Source organism: Candidatus Symbiopectobacterium endolongispinus (assembly GCF_018777385.1).
GTDB lineage: Bacteria > Pseudomonadota > Gammaproteobacteria > Enterobacterales > Enterobacteriaceae > Symbiopectobacterium > Symbiopectobacterium endolongispinus.
In genome coordinates, this window is record NZ_JAFJYB010000001.1 from 240,556 (window position 1) to 259,557 (window position 19,002).

General features: G+C 53.1%; 16 protein-coding genes. All 16 read left to right on the forward strand.

Annotated elements, in window-relative coordinates:
• The first annotated feature begins 134 nt into the window (after nucleotides 1-134).
• Nucleotides 135-860: a 30S ribosomal protein S2 gene (gene rpsB / locus JZM30_RS01180; protein WP_252317277.1), complete on the forward strand. Its 726-nt coding sequence runs from the start codon at nucleotides 135-137 to the stop codon at nucleotides 858-860.
• A 109-nt stretch (nucleotides 861-969) separates the two neighbouring features.
• On the forward strand, nucleotides 970-1,827 hold the full coding sequence (gene tsf / locus JZM30_RS01185) for a translation elongation factor Ts (protein WP_252317278.1): 858 nt from the start codon (nucleotides 970-972) through the stop codon (nucleotides 1,825-1,827).
• Nucleotides 1,828-2,136: 309 nt separating this feature from the next.
• Nucleotides 2,137-2,862: a UMP kinase gene (gene pyrH / locus JZM30_RS01190; RefSeq protein WP_252317279.1), complete on the forward strand. Its 726-nt coding sequence runs from the start codon at nucleotides 2,137-2,139 to the stop codon at nucleotides 2,860-2,862.
• 223 nt (nucleotides 2,863-3,085) lie between these two features.
• Complete coding sequence (frr, locus tag JZM30_RS01195) at nucleotides 3,086-3,643, forward strand: ribosome recycling factor (protein ID WP_252317280.1); 558 nt, start codon at nucleotides 3,086-3,088, stop codon at nucleotides 3,641-3,643.
• A gap of 67 nt (nucleotides 3,644-3,710) precedes the next feature.
• On the forward strand, nucleotides 3,711-4,904 hold the full coding sequence (gene ispC / locus JZM30_RS01200) for a 1-deoxy-D-xylulose-5-phosphate reductoisomerase (RefSeq protein ID WP_252317281.1): 1,194 nt from the start codon (nucleotides 3,711-3,713) through the stop codon (nucleotides 4,902-4,904).
• Nucleotides 4,905-5,108: 204 nt separating this feature from the next.
• Nucleotides 5,109-5,870 carry a (2E,6E)-farnesyl-diphosphate-specific ditrans,polycis-undecaprenyl-diphosphate synthase gene (gene ispU / locus JZM30_RS01205; RefSeq protein ID WP_252317282.1) on the forward strand — a complete coding sequence of 254 codons (762 nt, stop codon included), beginning with the start codon at nucleotides 5,109-5,111 and terminating at the stop codon, nucleotides 5,868-5,870.
• Nucleotides 5,871-5,879: 9 nt separating this feature from the next.
• Complete coding sequence (cdsA, locus tag JZM30_RS01210) at nucleotides 5,880-6,737, forward strand: phosphatidate cytidylyltransferase (protein WP_252317283.1); 858 nt, start codon at nucleotides 5,880-5,882, stop codon at nucleotides 6,735-6,737.
• Nucleotides 6,738-6,750: 13 nt separating this feature from the next.
• The gene (gene rseP, locus JZM30_RS01215; RefSeq protein WP_252317284.1) at nucleotides 6,751-8,103 is read left to right on the forward strand and encodes a sigma E protease regulator RseP; all 1,353 of its coding nucleotides are present in this window, start codon (nucleotides 6,751-6,753) and stop codon (nucleotides 8,101-8,103) included.
• Between the two features lie 35 nt (nucleotides 8,104-8,138).
• Entirely contained in the window at nucleotides 8,139-10,565 is a 2,427-nt protein-coding gene (gene bamA / locus JZM30_RS01220; RefSeq protein ID WP_252317285.1) for an outer membrane protein assembly factor BamA, read from the forward strand.
• A 153-nt stretch (nucleotides 10,566-10,718) separates the two neighbouring features.
• The gene (gene skp / locus JZM30_RS01225; protein WP_252317286.1) at nucleotides 10,719-11,216 is read left to right on the forward strand and encodes a molecular chaperone Skp; all 498 of its coding nucleotides are present in this window, start codon (nucleotides 10,719-10,721) and stop codon (nucleotides 11,214-11,216) included.
• A 3-nt stretch (nucleotides 11,217-11,219) separates the two neighbouring features.
• A complete protein-coding gene (gene lpxD, locus JZM30_RS01230; protein WP_252317287.1) occupies nucleotides 11,220-12,242 on the forward strand; it encodes a UDP-3-O-(3-hydroxymyristoyl)glucosamine N-acyltransferase in 1,023 nt (340 codons plus the stop codon).
• A 189-nt stretch (nucleotides 12,243-12,431) separates the two neighbouring features.
• On the forward strand, nucleotides 12,432-12,887 hold the full coding sequence (gene fabZ / locus JZM30_RS01235; RefSeq protein ID WP_252317288.1) for a 3-hydroxyacyl-ACP dehydratase FabZ: 456 nt from the start codon (nucleotides 12,432-12,434) through the stop codon (nucleotides 12,885-12,887).
• 4 nt (nucleotides 12,888-12,891) lie between these two features.
• On the forward strand, nucleotides 12,892-13,680 hold the full coding sequence (gene lpxA / locus JZM30_RS01240; protein ID WP_252317289.1) for an acyl-ACP--UDP-N-acetylglucosamine O-acyltransferase: 789 nt from the start codon (nucleotides 12,892-12,894) through the stop codon (nucleotides 13,678-13,680).
• 3 nt (nucleotides 13,681-13,683) lie between these two features.
• Nucleotides 13,684-14,847, forward strand: coding sequence for a lipid-A-disaccharide synthase (gene lpxB, locus JZM30_RS01245; protein ID WP_252317290.1), 1,164 nt, complete (start codon nucleotides 13,684-13,686; stop codon nucleotides 14,845-14,847).
• Nucleotides 14,840-15,436, forward strand: a complete 597-nt coding sequence (gene rnhB / locus JZM30_RS01250) for a ribonuclease HII (protein WP_252317291.1) — start codon at nucleotides 14,840-14,842, stop codon at nucleotides 15,434-15,436. The genes lpxB and rnhB overlap by 8 nt, the downstream gene beginning before the upstream one ends.
• A gap of 82 nt (nucleotides 15,437-15,518) precedes the next feature.
• Entirely contained in the window at nucleotides 15,519-19,001 is a 3,483-nt protein-coding gene (gene dnaE, locus JZM30_RS01255; RefSeq protein WP_252317292.1) for a DNA polymerase III subunit alpha, read from the forward strand.
• Nucleotide 19,002 lies beyond the last annotated feature (1 nt).

A 19,002-nucleotide genomic window follows, 5' to 3' on the forward strand; every position in this document is an offset into this window, starting at 1 on the left:
TATGTGTAAATAACACACACATGTCGACACGTTCACCGGGGTGTTCGAAGGTCAATGTCTTATGACGTGGCTGAAGGGTCGGTGTAATGGGGCATGTGGAGGCTTAACCACATACTCAATTTATAGAGGTAATCATGTCAACTGTTTCCATGCGCGATATGCTCAAGGCTGGCGTACACTTCGGTCACCAGACCCGTTACTGGAACCCGAAAATGAAACCTTTCATTTTTGGTGCGCGTAACAAAGTTCACATCATCAACCTTGAAAAAACCGTTCCGATGTTCAACGATGCATTGGCTGAGCTGAGCAAAATCTCTTCTCGCAAAGGCAAAATCCTGTTCGTTGGTACGAAACGCGCTGCAAGCGAAGCGGTAAAAGACGCTGCAAACAACTGCGACCAGTTCTTCGTGAACCATCGCTGGTTGGGCGGTATGCTGACTAACTGGAAAACCGTTCGTCAGTCCATCAAGCGTTTGAAAGATCTGGAAACCCAATCTCAAGACGGTACCTTCGACAAGCTGACCAAAAAAGAAGCTCTGATGCGTACTCGTGAACTGGACAAGCTGGAAAACAGCCTGGGCGGTATCAAAGATATGGGCGGCCTGCCAGATGCTCTGTTTGTGGTTGACGCCGACCATGAACACATCGCCATCAAAGAAGCAAACAACCTGGGTATCCCGGTATTTGCTGTGGTTGATACCAACTCCGATCCGGATGGCGCTGACTTCATCATCCCTGGCAACGACGACGCCATCCGTGCAGTAACCCTGTACCTGAGCGCTGTTGCTACCGCTGTTCGTGAAGGCCGTTCTCAAGATCTGGCTGTTCAAGCGGAAGAAGGCTTGGTAGAAACTGAATAATAAGACTGGCTCCGTCGAGCCCTTATTAACCAGGTATTGAATATGTTGGTTAGGGGGCCTTAATGGCCCCCTTTTACTTATCTCCCACGAGATAACCGAGGAAAAGATAATGTCTGAAATTACCGCTGCCCTGGTAAAAGAACTGCGCGAGCGTACTGGCGCTGGCATGATGGAATGCAAGAAAGCGCTGGTCGAAGCTAACGGTGATATCGAACTTGCTATCGATAACATGCGTAAGTCTGGCCAGGCTAAAGCTGCGAAAAAAGCAGGCCGTGTTGCTGCTGAAGGTGTGATTCTGACCAAGATCGTGGCTGACGGCAAATATGGCGTTATCGTTGAGCTGAACTGCGAAACTGACTTCGTTGCTAAAGATGCTGGCTTCAAAGCTTTTGGCGAAGAAGTTGCAACGGCTGCGCTGGACGAACGCATCACCGACGTTGACGTTCTGAAAGCGAAATTCGAAGAGCAGCGTACTACGCTGGTCGCGAAAATTGGTGAAAACATAAATATTCGTCGTATCGCTATTCAGGAAGGTGACGTGCTGGGTGCTTACCTGCACGGCGCACGCATTGGCGTACTGGTTGCCGCTACCGGCGCTGACGAAGAACTGGTTAAGCACGTTGCTATGCACATTGCTGCCAGCAAACCTGAGTACGTGAAAGCAGAAGACGTCCCGGCTGATGTGGTCGCGCGTGAGCACCAGATCCAGTTGGACATTGCCATGCAATCTGGCAAACCGCGTGAAATCGCAGAAAAAATGGTCGAAGGCCGTATGCATAAATTCACCGGCGAAATCTCTCTGACCGGTCAACACTTCGTGATGGATCCCAACAAAACCGTTGGCGATCTGCTGAAAGAGCACAAAGCTGACGTCATCAGCTTCATCCGTTTCGAAGTGGGTGAAGGCATTGAGAAAGCGGAAGTTGACTTCGCTGCTGAAGTCGCCGCGATGAGCAAGCAGTCTTAAGATGCAAAAAAGGAGCCGCCAGTTGGCGGTTCCTTTTTATACCCGTCATACTTCATGTACAGCGGCGTTGGCGAGGTTCACCCGGCACATTTCTGAGTAAACCGACGCACAACACTTATGGGTAATACTCTCGTGGCATACCCACTAGCCATTCGCATGAAGCCGGGTATATCCAGCCAAAATTTTCAACACGTTTTACTGCCACTGCGCATTTATGCGTCGGTTCAATGACGCTCGCGGTATGAGGGACTAAAGCGTGACAGTAATCACATTCCCATTATGATGATAGCCCGTTAGGACAACAACACCATGGCAACCAACGCAAAACCCGTATATCAACGTATCCTGCTTAAGCTCAGTGGCGAAGCATTACAAGGGGACGAAGGTTTTGGTATCGATGCGAGCATTCTGGATCGCATGGCTCAGGAAATTAAAGAACTGGTTGAGCTGGGCATTCAGGTCGGCGTCGTTATCGGTGGTGGCAACCTGTTCCGCGGTGCCGGCCTGGCACAGGCTGGTATGAATCGCGTGGTGGGCGATCACATGGGGATGTTGGCCACCGTAATGAACGGCCTGGCAATGCGCGATGCGCTGCACCGTGCTTATGTCAACGCGCGCTTGATGTCAGCCATTCCGCTCAACGGTGTGTGTGATAATTACAGTTGGGCTGAGGCTATCAGCTTGCTGCGTAACAATCGCGTGGTGATTTTCTCCGCTGGTACCGGCAATCCCTTCTTCACTACCGATTCTGCCGCTTGTCTGCGCGGTATCGAGATTGAAGCTGACGTGGTGCTGAAAGCCACCAAAGTGGATGGCGTTTTTTCTGCGGATCCGGTTAAAGATCCCACTGCGACGCTTCATGAAACGCTAACCTATCAGGATGTTCTCGAACGGGAACTGAAAGTGATGGATTTGGCGGCCTTTACGCTGGCTCGCGATCATAATTTACCGATCCGCGTTTTCAACATGAACAAACCCGGAGCATTGCGCCGCGTAGTCATGGGTGAAAAAGAAGGCACCTTGATCACGAAGTAATAACGGGTGTACTGAAAAATAAGGTACTATCCTGATTTTGGTGGTACTGCTTTATTTTCGTAATACCAATAGATAACGCGCTGCGTCGGCATCCCGGCGCAAGCATCAATGATTTACCTGGTTTGCTGTATGCATCCCTGTCTGCTTGTATCATGCGCGTTGGTTTCATGATAAAGCACAGGGAAATAACCTGTCCGGCAACCAGTATTCAAGGGTCCGCAACGTGATTAATGACATCAGAAAATATGCTGATACACGCATGGAAAAGTGTGTAGAAGCGTTTAAGCACCAAATTAGCAGAGTTCGTACTGGCCGCGCTTCACCGAGCCTACTGGATGGCATCCAGGTAGAATATTACGGTTCTGTCACGCCGCTGCGCCAAGTGGCAAACATTGTGGTTGAAGACACGCGCACGCTGGCGATCACGGTGTTTGACCGCACCTTGGGCCCGGCCGTTGAAAAAGCGATCATGGCCTCCGATCTGGGGTTAAACCCGTCCTCTGCGGGCGCGGTAATCCGTGTCCCATTGCCTCCGTTGACTGAAGAGCGCCGCAAAGATTTGACCAAAGTAGTGAGCGGTGAAGCGGAACAAGGGCGTGTTTCCGTGCGTAACGTGCGCCGTGATGCGAACGACAAGCTGAAAGCGCTGTTGAAAGATAAAGCGATCAGTGAAGATGAAGAACGCCGCGCGCAGGATGAGGTGCAAAAACTGACTGACGCCTATATCAAGAAAGTTGATGTCGCGCTGGCAGAAAAAGAAAATGAGCTGATGGAGTTTTAATCGGCCTCCAAAAAAAGCGCCAGCCAGTACACCCACTGGCGGCGCTTTATTTTTTTAGAGCAATTTCATGAAGCAACTGACGATCCTCGGTTCAACCGGTTCGATTGGTGTTAGTACGCTGGCTGTAGTGAAAGCCAATCCGGATAAATTCGCCGTTACTGCCCTGGCCGCTGGGCGGAACGTTGATGTGATGCTGGCGCAATGCCTGCAATTCCAACCTGCCTATGCCTCCATGTCCGATCCCCAGGCTGCGACATTGTTACTTGAACGACTGATGGACACAGGCTGCCGTACCGAAGTGCTGGCGGGCGAGCACGCAGCGTGTGAGTTGGCTGCGCTCGATGGCGTCGATCAAGTAATGTCGGCAATCGTGGGGGCCGCAGGATTATTGCCAACGCTCGCAGCCATCAAAGCTGGTAAACAAGTGCTGTTGGCGAATAAAGAATCTTTGGTCACCTGTGGCCGACTGTTTATGAACGATGTTGCACAATACGGTGCGCAATTGCTGCCGATAGACAGTGAACACAACGCCATTTTTCAGAGTTTACCTGAGCACATTCAACGCCAATTGGGTTACGCTTCATTAACTGAACATGGGGTGGAACGTATTGTTCTGACCGGTTCGGGTGGCCCATTTCGAGAAACGCCGTTGGCCGCATTGGCGGCGATGACGCCCGATCAGGCATGTGCTCACCCCAACTGGTCCATGGGCCGCAAGATTTCCATGGACTCCGCCACCATGATGAACAAGGGGCTGGAGTACATCGAGGCGCGTTGGTTGTTTAATGCGTCAGCGGCGCAGATGGAAGTGATTATCCATCCGCAGTCCGTTATTCACTCCATGGTGCGCTATCGTGATGGCAGCGTTTTGGCACAACTTGGCACACCGGATATGCGTACGCCGATCGCGCACGCAATGGCCTATCCGCAGCGCGTGGTATCGAACGTGGCACCGCTGGATTTTATGCGTCTTGGCCCACTCACGTTCAGCGAGCCGGACATGACGCGTTATCCCTGCTTGCAGTTAGCGATTGCTGCGTGCAATCAGGGCCAGGCGGCAACGACTGCGCTGAATGGGGCTAACGAAGTTGCCGTCGACGCCTTTTTGCACGGTGAGATTCGCTTTACCGATATTGCGTCGTTGAATCAGCGCGTGATGGAGCAGCTTTCCTGCGCTGAGCCAGAGTCCGTTGACGATGTCCTGGCTATTGACCGTTGGGCTCGCGAGAAAGGCCGGGAGGCGTTACGCGGTTTCCACTGAGAACGTGCGCTTGCGGACGCGATCGTCGCGGCACAATTTGTTCATGCGGGATCAAGGTGATATAGTCTGCGCCATTCGCGTCGAGGTCAGTGCGAAAACGCTGGCGAAGGACGTACAGCCGTGCTCGTTCACGGCTTTTTTGTGCTAACGGGTCTGATGTTAGGGATGGATTGTTTTCTTACTTGAGGAAATTAAGTTCGCGTTATGCCGTCTGATAATCAACAAACACCCATTACGCCACCCGAAAGCGGGCCAAGGCATGTCGCAATCATCATGGATGGTAATGGCCGTTGGGCGAAAAACCGTGGCAAGCTGCGCGTTTTTGGCCATCAGACTGGTGTGAAGGCGGTGCGGCGGGCGGTGAGCTTTGCGGTAAGCCATCGGCTCGATGCCTTGACCTTATATGCCTTCAGTAGCGAAAACTGGAACCGTCCGGCGCAAGAAGTGAAAGCGCTGATGGAACTGTTTGTTCGGGCGTTGGACAGTGAGGTCAAAAGCCTGCATAAACACGGCGTTCAGTTGCGTATTATCGGTGATATAAGCCGTTTCAGCCCGCGTCTACAAGAGCGCATCAGCCGCTCTGAAGCACTGACAAAAAATAATCCAGGGTTAATACTGAATATTGCCGCGAATTATGGCGGACGTTGGGATATTATTCAGGGCGTCAGACAATTGGCTGAGCAGGTGCAGGAAGGCACGCTCCGCCCGGACACGATCGACGAAGATACCTTATCCCACGCCCTGTGTTTGAGCGATCAAACGCCGGTCGATTTGGTCATCAGGACGGGGGGAGAACACCGCATCAGTAATTTTTTGCTGTGGCAGATTGCTTATGCTGAGCTTTACTTTACCGATGTCCTTTGGCCTGATTTCGATGAACACGATTTTGAAGGTGCGATGAATGCATTTGCGCAACGCGAACGGCGTTTCGGTGGAACTGCACCTTCCGATGCTGACGCATCATAGGGGGAAGGTGTGCTGAAGTATCGATTGATAACTGCCTTGATTTTAATCCCGTTGGTCATTGCGGCATTGTTTCTGCTGCCACCGAAGGGATTTGCACTAGTAACGCTCGGCGTTTGCATGCTGGCCGCCTGGGAGTGGGGGCAATTCGCCGGATTAGGCTCTTCTGCCCAGCGTTTGTCTTTTGCCTTTATGTGTGGCGCACTGCTGGCGTTGATGACACTATCATTGCCAAACTATCACTATTCGGTTCATCTGCTGCCTATTCGCGTTTCGCTATGGGTATCACTGGTGTGGTGGTGTGGCGCACTGCTGTTTGTGCTGTCGTACCCCAGTTCTGCCGGATTTTGGCGCGGTTCAAAAGCGTTGCGCCTGCTGTTTGGCGTGTTGACCATCATGCCTTTCTTCTGGGGTATGGTGGCGTTACGCCAGCACCATTATGATAGCGATCCCTTCTTCGGTGCCTGGTGGTTGCTCTACGTGATGTTGCTGGTGTGGGGCGCAGACAGTGGCGCATACATGTTTGGTAAACTGTTTGGCAAGCATAAACTCGCACCCAAAGTATCTCCGGGGAAAACCTGGGAGGGCTTTGTCGGTGGGTTAGCCACCTACGCGATTATCTCTCCGCTGTTTAGTGTTTATGCGCCTTTGGGCGTTGCGCCATTTACACTGCTCATCTGTTCGGTGATTGCGGCGCTGGCATCCGTACTGGGCGATTTGACAGAAAGCATGTTTAAACGGGAAGCCGGTATTAAAGACAGCAGCCACCTGATTCCCGGTCATGGCGGCGTGCTTGACCGCATCGATAGCCTGACGGCGGCGATTCCGGTATTTGCCTGCCTGATGTTTTTAGTGTTTAAAACGGTTTAGGATGACCTGACAGATGATGAATGTCCTTTGGAGTTTGGCTGCATTTGTTGTTGCACTGGGCGTATTGATTACGGTGCATGAATTTGGCCACTTCTGGGTTGCTCGTCGCTGTGGGGTTAAGGTTGAGCGTTTTTCTGTCGGATTTGGCAAGGCGCTATGGCGTTGGCGCGATCGGCGGGGGACTGAGTTTGTCATTGCCCTAATTCCACTGGGTGGCTATGTCAAAATGCTCGACGAGCGTGTGGATATCGTCTCGCCGGAACAGCATCATCTCTCTTTTAACCGTAAAACCGTATGGCAACGAGCTGCTATCGTGAATGCGGGTCCGATTGCCAATTTCCTGTTTGCGATTGCCGCCTACTGGCTGGTGTTTATTATTGGCGTGCCGGGTGTACGACCGGTGGTTGGCGAAATAGTACCCAACTCCATTGCTGCTATGGCGCAAATGTCGCCGGGGATGGAACTAAAAGCGGTAGATGGTATCGAAACGCCTGACTGGGACACGGCGCGTTTAACGCTGATCGGCAAGATTGGCGATAACGAGGTAACGCTTGAAGTTGCGCCGCTTGGTTCTTCGTCCGTGGTGCGTAAGACGCTGGATTTGCATGACTGGCAGTTCAACCCAGAAAGGCAGGATCCCGCCGCCTCATTGGGCATGGTGCCGCGTATGCCGCAAATCGATGCGGTGCTGACGCAGGTACAGGATGGATCGGCAGCGCAAAAAGCCGGTTTGCAAGTCGGGGACAGGATCGCTAAAGTCGATGGGCAACCGCTGACGCGCTGGTCGCTGTTTGCCAGTACGGTGCGTGACAAGCCGGATGCAGATATTACGCTGGACATTGAACGAAACGGTGAGACCAACTCTCTAATCTTGACGCCGGACAGCAAAACGACCGGTGGCAGGGTGGAAGGGTTTGCCGGGGTGGTGCCAAAAGTCATCCCGCTGCCCGAAGAGTACCGGACGGTGCGGCAATACGGGCCGTTCAGTGCGATTTATCAAGCTGCGGATAAAACCTGGCAACTGATGCGGTTAACCGTCAGTATGCTGGGAAAACTGATAACAGGCGATGTTAAGCTCAATAATCTGAGCGGGCCAATCTCTATCGCTCAGGGGGCCGGCATGTCGGCCGACTATGGGCTGATTTACTACCTGATGTTTTTGGCATTGATCAGTGTAAATCTGGGCATTATCAATTTGTTCCCGCTACCGGTTTTGGATGGTGGACACCAGCTCTTTCTGCTGGTTGAAAAACTGAAAGGCAGGCCGGTTTCTGAGCGTGTGCAAGACTTTTGTTATCGTATCGGCACGGTGGTGCTGATGCTGTTAATGGGGCTCGCACTTTTTAATGATTTCTCTCGCCTTTAGGCGGGGGAGTAGGTTAGGAAAAACGCATAACAACGATGGCGATGAAAAAGTTGCTCATATCGTCGCTGCTGTTCAGCAGCGCCACCGTATACGGTGCAGACGGATTCGTAGTGAAGGATATTCATTTCGAGGGCTTGCAGCGTGTTGCTGTCGGTGCGGCACTACTCAGCATGCCTGTCCGTGTGAGTGATGCCGTCAGTGATGACTATATCGGGAATACCATCCGTGCACTGTTCGCGACCGGAAACTTCGAGGATGTCCGGGTACTGCGTGACGGTGAAACCTTGATTGTGCAGGTGAAAGAACGGCCTACCATCGCCAGCATCACATTCTCCGGCAATAAAGCGGTCAAGGATGAGATGCTGAAAGAAAACATGGGAGCGTCCGGTGTGCGCGTCGGCGAAGCGTTAGATCGCACGACACTCTCTTCTATCGAGAAGGGCCTGGAGGATTTCTACTACAGCGTCGGTAAATACAGCGCCTCTGTGAAGGCGGTGGTGACACCGTTGCCGCGCAACCGTGTTGACCTCAAACTGGTGTTTACCGAAGGGGTTTCCGCGCAAATCCAGCAGATCAACATCGTTGGCAACAAAGCCTTCACCTCTGATGAATTGATAGCCCAATTCCAACTGCGCGATGACGTGCCGTGGTGGAACGTCATGGGCGATCGTAAATACCAGAAACAGAAACTCTCTGGCGACCTGGAGACGTTGCGCAGCTTCTATCTCGATCGCGGCTACGCGCGTTTCACGATTGACTCCACTCAGGTGAGCCTGACGCCCGACAAAAAGGGCATCTATATCACCATCAACATCACGGAAGGCGATCAGTACAAGCTGTCCGTGGTGACGGTGCGCGGTAATCTGGCGGGTCACTCTGCCGAGATTGAAGGGCTGACGAAAGTGAATCCTGGCGAGTTGTATAACGGCGCCAAAGTGACACGCATGGAAGAGGATATCAAAAAGCTGCTGGGCCGTTACGGCTACGCTTATCCGCGCGTGGTGACACAGCCTGAAATCAGCGACGGGGACAAAACCGTCAAGCTCAACATCAACGTTGATGCCGGTAATCGCTTCTCGGTGCGCCGTATACGCTTCGAGGGCAATGATACCTCCAAAGATTCCGTGCTGCGTCGCGAAATGCGCCAGATGGAAGGGGAGTGGTTGGGTAACGATCTGGTGGAGCAGGGTAAAGAGCGCCTCAACCGTCTTGGCTACTTTGAAAGCGTTGACGTAGAAACTCAGCGCGTGCCGGGCACCGCCGATCAGGTAGACGTCACCTACAAAGTGAAAGAGCGTAACACCGGTACGTTGAACTTCGGCGTCGGCTTCGGTACGGAGAGTGGTGTCAGCTTCCAAGCTGGGGTTCAGCAAGACAACTGGCTGGGCACTGGTAATTCAGTGGGCATCAGTGGGGCTAAAAACAGCTACCAGACCTATGTCGAGCTGTCGATGACCAACCCCTACTTTACGGTAGACGGCGTCAGCCTCGGCGGTCGTATTTTCTATAACGACTTTAAAGCCTACGATGCTGAACTTTCTGACTATACCAACCGCAGCTATGGCATAGGCACAACGTTAGGTTTCCCGATCAACGAGAACAACTCATTGCGTCTGGGTCTGGACTACGTACATAACGATGTGTCAGATATGTCACCGCAGGTGGCGATGTGGAGTTATCTTAATTCGGTAGGTGTTAATCCGCCGGTTGTAGAATCGGGTAATCACTCCAGCGCCGATTTTAACGCCAACGATTTCTTCCTCAACGCCGGATGGGTCTACAATAGTCTGGACCGTGGCTTCTTCCCGACGGAAGGGAGCCGTGCCAGCTTCAACGCCAAGGTCACTGTGCCGGGTTCCGACAACGAATACTACAAGCTGACCTTTGATTCAGCGACTTACTATCCGTTGAGTGAAAACCACCACTGGGTGTTGATGGGCCGCGCGCGCGCGGGCTACGCGGACGGTATTGGCAGCAAAGATGTGCCGTTTTACGACAACTTCTATGCCGGTGGTTCCAGTACGGTACGTGGCTTCCAGTCGAATACAATTGGTCCTAAAGCGGCTTACTATCGGTGTGAAAAGCCGTTACCAAACAGTTACTCGGCTTGCCGTGTGGACAATTCGGATGATGCTGTGGGCGGTAACGCCATGGCGGTGGCCAGTGCGGAACTGATTCTGCCGACACCGTTTGCCAGCGATAAGTATGCCTGTTCGCTGCGCACCTCGTTGTTTGTGGATGCCGGTACGGTATGGGATACCAACTGGAAGAGCACGGACAAAACCCTGTCGGCAGGTGTGCCAGACTACAGCGAACCGGGCAATATTCGTGTGTCCACCGGTCTTGCGGTGCAGTGGATGTCACCGCTTGGGCCATTGGTGTTCTCCTATGCCCAGTCAGTCAAGAAAATTGACGGAGACAAGTCGGAGCAGTTCCAGTTTAGCATTGGTAAAACGTGGTAGTGTAACGACAAACACGTTGTCTCTATATAGTGTAACGACAAACACGTTGTCTCTATATGAAGTATAGGGCTCTGGTAACGCGCTACGTGCGCTGACCCAGAGCTTTGTGCACGTTAATGTGTGATAAAAAAGATCAGGTTGAGGAATAATAACGTGAAAAAGTGGTTGTTTGCCGCAGGTCTCGGTTTAGCTCTGGCAGCGTCTGCCAGCGTTCAAGCGGCCGACAAAATTGCCGTTGTCAACGTTGCCAGCATTTTCCAGCAGTTGCCGCAGCGTGAAACCGTTGCCAAGCAGTTGGAAAACGAGTTTAAAGGTCGTGCATCTGAATTGCAGAAAATGGAAAGCGATCTGCAAACCAAAATGCAAAAATTGCAGCGTGATGGTTCTACCATGAAAGCCAGCGACCGCAGCAAATCTGAAAACGATCTGATGGCGCAGCGTGAGCAGTTCTCTAACAAGGCTCAGGCTTTTGAACAAGACAATCGCCGTCGCCAGATGGAAGAACGTAACAAGATCCTGAGCCGTATTCAGGATGCCATCAAAAGCGTTGCCAGCAAAGATGGCTACGATATCGTGATTGATGCCAACGCGGTTGCCTATGTCGGTAACGCGAAAGACATCACGGCTGATGTGCTGAAACAGGTTAAATAACTCATGGTTTCAATTCGACTGGACGCCTTGGCAGCACAGTTGGATGCGCAATTACACGGTGATGGCGATATCGTCATCACCGGTGTTGCTTCTATGCATTCGGCACGCTCTGGACAAATCACCTTTCTTTCAGACAGCCGCTATCGTGAGCAACTGACCACGACACAGGCATCCGCCGTGGTAGTGACAGAAGCTGACCTGCCTTACTGCAAGGCAGCTGCGTTGGTGGTGAAAAACCCGTATCTGACTTATGCGCGTATGGCGCAATTGATGGATACCACGCCGCAACCTGCGCAGGATATCGCACCCAGTGCGGTGATTGCCGATGATGCCGTGCTGGGGCGCAATGTCGCCATCGGTGCGAATGCGGTTATCGAGTCAGGCGCAGAGTTAGGCGATGGTGTGGTGATTGGTGCCGGTTGTTTTGTCGGGAAACACGCCAGGATTGGCGCGGGCTCTCGTCTGTGGGCCAATGTGACGGTCTATCATCGGGTTGAATTGGGGGCACAATGCCTGATCCAATCTGGTGCTGTGATTGGTTCCGATGGTTTTGGCTATGCCAACGAGCGTGGCAATTGGGTCAAGATCCCGCAGTTAGGAACGGTACGCATCGGCGATCGCGTTGAGATTGGTGCTAACACCACCATTGACCGCGGTGCACCGGACGACACCATTATTGGTGACGGCGTTATCATTGATAACCAATGCCAGATTGCACACAACGTCGTGATTGGCGACAATACAGCAGTCGCTGGTGGCGTTATCATGGCTGGCAGCCTGAAAATTGGCCGTTACTGCATGATTGGCGGTGCCAGTGTGATCAATGGTCATATGGAAATTTGCGATAAGGTCACGGTTACCGGCATGGGGATGGTCATGAGACCTATCACCGAACCCGGCGTATACTCATCGGGAATTCCGTTACAGCCAAACAAAACGTGGCGTAAAACCGCAGCGCTGGTGATGAGTATTGATGATATGAGCAAACGGCTGAAAGCCGTTGAGCGTAAAGTCAACCAGGATTGATCTCTGTGCCAGCCTCGCCAAAACAGTGGCGGCGGCTTGATGGAGACGGGTTTATACGCGTTGGTTGTTGTGGATTGCCTGCTTAGGCTGGCGTAAAATCCTTATTTGCGGCCTGCCAGATGATCCTCCTTTTGGGATCTCGCAGGCCGGGTTGTTGATGGCATCAGTTTTACGGACAGGAAGAGTATTTTGACTACTAACACTCATACTCTGCATATTGAAGAGATTTTAGAACTACTACCGCACCGCTTCCCCTTTTTGCTGGTGGACCGTGTATTGGATTTCGAAGAAGGGAAATTCCTGCGTGCGGTGAAAAACGTCTCTTTCAACGAACCCTTCTTTCAGGGACACTTCCCCGGTAAGCCCATTTTCCCCGGCGTGCTGATTCTGGAAGCTATGGCCCAGGCTACGGGCATTCTGGCATTTAAAAGCGTGGGTAAGCTGGAACCGGGTGAACTTTACTACTTCGCGGCTGTGGACGAGGCGCGTTTCAAACGTCCGGTGCAGCCAGGGGATCAGATGATTCTTGAAGTTGAATTCATTAAAGAGCGCCGTGGTGTTGCACGTTTCAAAGGCGTCGCCAAAGTGGATGACGAAGTGGCTTGTGAAGCGTCCATGATGTGTGCTCGTCGTCGGGAGGCCTGATAACGTGATTGATCAAACCGCCTTTATTCATCCCAGCGCTATTGTTGAAGACGGTGCCATTATTGGTGCGCGTGTACACATTGGCCCGTTCTGCTATGTCGGTTCTCACGTTGAGATCGGCGAAGGCACGGTATTAAAATCCCATGTTGTGGTAAATGGGATCACTAAAATAGGCCGTGATAATGAGATCTACCAATTTTCCTCCATTGATGAGGTAAATCAGGATCTGAAATACGCGGGTGAACCTACTCGCGTAGAGATCGGCGATCGTAACCGTATTCGTGAAAGTGTCACGATTCATCGTGGTACGGAACAAGGTGGTGGATTGACTAAAGTCGGCAGCGATAATCTGCTGATGATCAACACGCATATCGCCCATGACTGCGTCATTGGTAACCGCTGCATTCTGGCGAACAATGCCACACTGGGTGGACACGTAGAAGTCGATGATTTTGCTATCATCGGCGGCATGACAGCGGTGCACCAGTTCTGTGTCATCGGTGCACACGTTATGGTCGGAGGCTGTTCCGGCGTGGCGCAAGATGTGCCGCCGTACGTCATTGCTCAAGGTAACCATGCGACGCCGTTTGGCCTCAACATTGAGGGGCTGAAACGCCGCGGGTTTGAAAAAGAGACCCAGCAGGCGATTCGTAACGCCTACAAGCTGCTGTATCGCAGTGGGAGAACGTTGGAAGAGGTGAAACCGGAAATCGAAGCGCTGGCGAAAGATCATCCTGCGGTTCAAGCATTTATCGATTTCTTTGCCCGTTCTACCCGCGGCATTATCCGGTAATTCATGTCAACGCGTCCCCTTGTGATTGGTATCGTCGCCGGAGAAACCTCCGGCGACATTCTTGGTGCGGGCCTGATCCGAGCGCTGAAAAGCCAGATGCCTGACGCTCGCTTTGTCGGCGTAGCTGGGCCATGCATGCAGGAAGCCGGGTGTGAAACCTGGTATGAGATGGAAGAGCTCGCAGTGATGGGGATCGTCGAGGTGTTAGGGCGTTTGCCGCGCCTGCTGTCGATCCGCCGTGATCTTACGCAGCGTTTCACCGAGCTTGCGCCCGACGTTTTTGTTGGCATTGATGCGCCCGATTTTAATATCACGCTCGAAGGCCGCCTCAAAGTGCGCGGTATCCGCACCATTCATTACGTCAGCCCCTCCGTGTGGGCCTGGCGCCAGAAACGCGTTTTCAAAATTGGGCGTACCACCGATCTGGTGTTGGCGTTTCTTCCCTTTGAAAAAGCGTTTTACGACAAATTCAACGTGCCTTGCCGCTTTATCGGCCACACCATGGCCGATGCCATGCCGTTACAGCCGGACAAACTGGCGGCGCGCGCACATTTAGGCATCGCGCCTGAGCGCCATTACCTGGCGCTGCTGCCGGGTAGTCGCGGGGCTGAGGTGGAGATGCTGAGCGCCGATTTTTTACGCAGCGCACAGCTATTACGCCAACGCTATCCTGATTTAGCCGTGTTGGTGCCGTTGGTGAATGCCAAGCGGCGTGAGCAATTTGAACGCATTAAGCAAGAAACGGCCTCCGAGCTGGATGTGCATATGTTGGATGGTCAGGCGCGTGAAGCGATGATCGCCAGCGATGCGGCGCTGCTGGCGTCCGGCACCGCAGCGTTGGAGTGCATGATGGCAAAATGCCCGATGGTCGTGGGCTACCGCATGAAGCCCTTTACGTTCTGGCTGGCAAAGCGGTTGGTAAAAACCCCATGGGTGTCGTTACCGAATTTGCTAGCAGGGCGCGAATTGGTAAAAGAGTTGCTGCAAGAAGAGTGCACGCCAGACAAGCTGGCGGCGGCGTTGCTTCCTTGGCTGGAAGGCGGGGAAGACGTGAAACAGTTGCACGAGACCTTTTTGGCGCTGCACCAACAGATTCGTTGTGATGCGGATACGCAGGCGGCACAGGCTGTAATGGAATTGGCCCGAGGTGAAGTGAACCATGTATGATGTTTTTGTCTATCCAGATGCGACGCGCATAGCTGGTGTAGATGAAGTGGGGCGCGGCCCGTTGGTGGGGGCGGTTGTCACCGCCGCGGTGATTCTCGATCCGCAGCGTCCAATCGTTGGATTGGCTGATTCAAAACAGCTCAGTGAAAAACGCCGCCTGGCGCTTTATGATGAGATCAAAGACAAAGCTCTGTCATGGAGTTTGGGGCGTGCCGAGCCCGAAGAGATTGACCAATTGAATATCCTGCATGCCACGATGCTGGCGATGCAGCGCGCCGTTGCGGGGCTGCACCTGGCACCCGATTATGTGCTGATAGACGGCAATCGCTGCCCGCTGTTGCCCATGCCTGCATTGGCGGTGGTGAAGGGCGACAGCCGGGTTGCCGAGATCAGTGCCGCATCGATTCTCGCTAAAGTGACGCGAGACCGGGAAATGGTCGAGTTGGATGCCCGTTTCCCTGAATATGGCTTTGCGCAGCACAAGGGTTACCCGACGGCTTATCACCTTGAAAAACTCGCTCTGTTAGGTGCTACTGAGTACCACCGGCGCAGTTTCGCCCCCGTAAAACGCGTATTGGGGTTGGCATAGCCCGTCAACCGCGCGCAATCAGGTAATATCGGTGCCCTGCTCGTAACGCGGGGCTGTTTTCGACAACGTCTAGGATCTGGATATGGCCGAACCACGTTTTGTCCATCTGCGTGTGCACAGTGACTATTCCATGATCGATGGGTTGGCAAAAGTCGGGCCGCTGGTAAAAAAGGCGGCCGCGCTGGGCATGCCAGCACTGGCGATCACGGATTTCACCAACCTGTGCGGGTTAGTGAAATTTTACGGCGGCGCACACGGTGCTGGCGTTAAACCCATTGTCGGCGCGGATGTTCTGGTAAGCAGCGATGTGCTGGGCGATGAACTTGCACAGCTCACCCTGCTCGCCATGGACAACGAGGGCTATCAAAACCTCACGCTGCTAATTTCCCATGCTTATCAGCGCGGCTACGGTGCCGAAGGCCCCACCATCGAACGCGACTGGTTGATCGAGTACGGTAAAGGCTTACTGCTGATTTCAGGTGCCCGGCAGGGCGACGTCGGCAAATTTATCCTGTGTGGCAATCAGGCGTTGGTCGAGCAAAGCCTGGCCTTTTATCAAGAGCACTTTCCAGGCCGTTATTATCTGGAACTGATTCGCACTGGTTGCCCGTATGAAGAGAGCTATCTTCACGCGGCGATTGAATTAGCCATGAAGCACCATCTACCGGTGGTAGCGACCAACGATGTTCGATTCATCAACGCCGATGAGTTCGATGCCCATGAGATTCGCGTTGCTATCCACGATGGCTATACGCTTGATGACGCAAAGCGCCCGCGTAACTACAGCGCGCAGCAATATATGCGCAGCGAAGACGAGATGTGTGAGCTGTTTGCCGACATCCCGGAAGCACTGGTGAACAGCGTCGAGATAGCCAAACGTTGTAATGTCACCATCCGTCTGGGGGAGTATTTCCTGCCCCAATTTCCGACCGGTGATATGTCAACCGAAGATTTTCTGGTTAAACAGGCCCGTGAAGGACTGGAAGAGCGTCTCGCGTTCCTGTTCCCTGACGAAGAGGTGCGTAAGCAGCGTCGCCCGGAATACGACGATCGTTTGGAAATCGAACTCAACGTTATCAACCAGATGTGGTTCCCTGGCTACTTCCTGATCGTGATGGAGTTTATTCAGTGGTCAAAAGACAACGATGTCCCGGTAGGTCCGGGGCGCGGTTCGGGTGCAGGCTCGCTGGTGGCCTACTCACTGAAAATCACCGATCTCGATCCGCTTGAATTTGACCTGCTATTCGAACGTTTCCTCAACCCGGAACGTGTGTCGATGCCCGACTTCGACGTCGACTTCTGTATGGAAAAGCGTGACCGGGTTATCGATCACGTTGCTGAGATGTACGGGCGCGATGCGGTATCGCAGATCATTACCTTTGGTACCATGGCAGCCAAAGCGGTTATTCGCGATGTAGGTCGCGTGCTCGGACACCCTTACGGTTTTGTCGACCGCATCTCCAAGCTGGTGCCGCCGGATCCGGGCATGACGCTGGAAAAAGCCTTTGCTGCTGAACCGCAGCTACAGGAAATTTACGACGCCGACGAAGAAGTCAAAGCGCTTATCGATATGGCGCGCAAACTGGAAGGGGTGACGCGCAACGCGGGTAAACACGCCGGTGGGGTGGTAATATCGCCGACCAAAATCACCGATTTCGCACCGCTCTATTGCGATTCGGAAGGGAATCATCCGGTTACCCAGTTTGACAAGAACGACGTGGAATATGCCGGGTTGGTGAAGTTTGACTTCCTGGGGCTGCGCACGCTGACTATTATCGACTGGGCGCTGGAGATGATTAATGCCCGTCGTGCCAGGCAGGGGCTGGAGCCGATTGATATCGCGGCCATCCCGCTCAACGATAAAAAAAGTTTCGACATGCTGCAACGTTCGGAAACCACGGCGGTGTTCCAGCTTGAATCGCGCGGAATGAAAGACCTTATCAAACGTCTGAAGCCGGACTGCTTTGAAGACATGATCGCTCTGGTGGCGTTGTTCCGTCCGGGGCCTTTGCAGTCAGGGATGGTGGATAACTTTATCGACCGTAAACACGGACGTGAGGAAATATCCTATCCTGATATACAGTGGCAGCATGAATCGCTGAAGCCGGTGCTGGAGCCGACCTATGGTATCATCCTGTATCAGGAACAGGTGATGCAGATAGCCCAGGTGCTTTCCGGCTATACGCTGGGCGGTGCAGACATGCTGCGCCGCGCCATGGGTAAGAAAAAACCCGAAGAAATGGCCAAGCAGCGCTCCGTGTTTGAGGACGGCGCGAAGAAGATGGGCGTCGACGGCGAATTGTCGATGAAGATCTTTGACCTGGTAGAAAAATTTGCCGGGTATGGGTTTAACAAATCGCACTCAGCCGCCTACGCACTGGTATCGTATCAAACGCTGTGGCTCAAGGCGCATTATCCTGCCGAATTCATGGCCGCTGTGATGACGGCGGACATGGATAACATTGATAAAGTGGTGGGGCTGGTGGATGAGTGCTGGCGTATGGGGCTAAAAATCCTGCCGCCGGATATCAACAGCGGGCTGTACCATTTTCACGTCAATAATGACGGGGAAATTGTTTATGGTATCGGCGCGATCAAGGGCGTCGGTGAAGGGCCGATAGAAGCTATCATCGACGCGCGAAATCAGGGCGGGTATTTCCGCGAGTTGTTCGATCTCTGTGCTCGTACTGATATCAAGAAACTGAATCGCCGCGTGCTGGAAAAGCTGATCATGTCCGGTGCGTTTGATCGGCTGGGACCGCATCGCGCGGCGTTGATGAATTCGCTCAACGATGCGTTGAAGGCCGCCGATCAGCATGCCAAGGCCGAAGCTATCGGTCAGGCAGATATGTTTGGTGTTCTAGCGGAAGCGCCGGAGCAGGTAGAGCAGTCCTACAGCACGGTAGCTCCCTGGCCGGAGCAGGTGGTGTTGGACGGTGAGCGGGAAACGTTAGGGCTTTATCTGACGGGCCATCCGATCACGCAGTATCTCAAGGAAATTGAACGCTATGCTGCCGGCTTGCGTTTGAAGGACATGCACCAGACGGATCGGGGCAAAGTAACAACGGCGGTCGGCCTGGTGCTGGCTGCCCGCGTAATGGTCACTAAGCGAGGTAATCGCATTGGCGTGTGTACACTGGACGATCGTTCCGGCCGTTTGGAAGTGATGCTGTTTACTGAAGCGTTGGAAAAGTATCATCATCTGCTTGAAAAAGAACGAATTCTGATCGTCAGTGGACAGGTCAGATTTGATGACTTTAGCGGGGGCCTTAAAATGATGGCCCGAGAGGTCATGGATATCAGTGAAGCGCGTGAAAAATATGCGCGCGGGCTTGCTATCTCGCTGACTGACAGGCAAATTGATGACCAGCTATTAAACCGTCTCCGTCAATCGTTGGAACCTCATCGATCGGGGACGATCCCGGTACACATTTACTACCAGAGAGAGGATGCCTGCGCCCGGTTACGTTTTGGCGCGGCATGGCGTGTGACGCCAACCGATGTGCTGCTTAATGACCTGCGCACACTGCTGGGGAACACCCAGGTGGAACTGGAATTTGACTAAA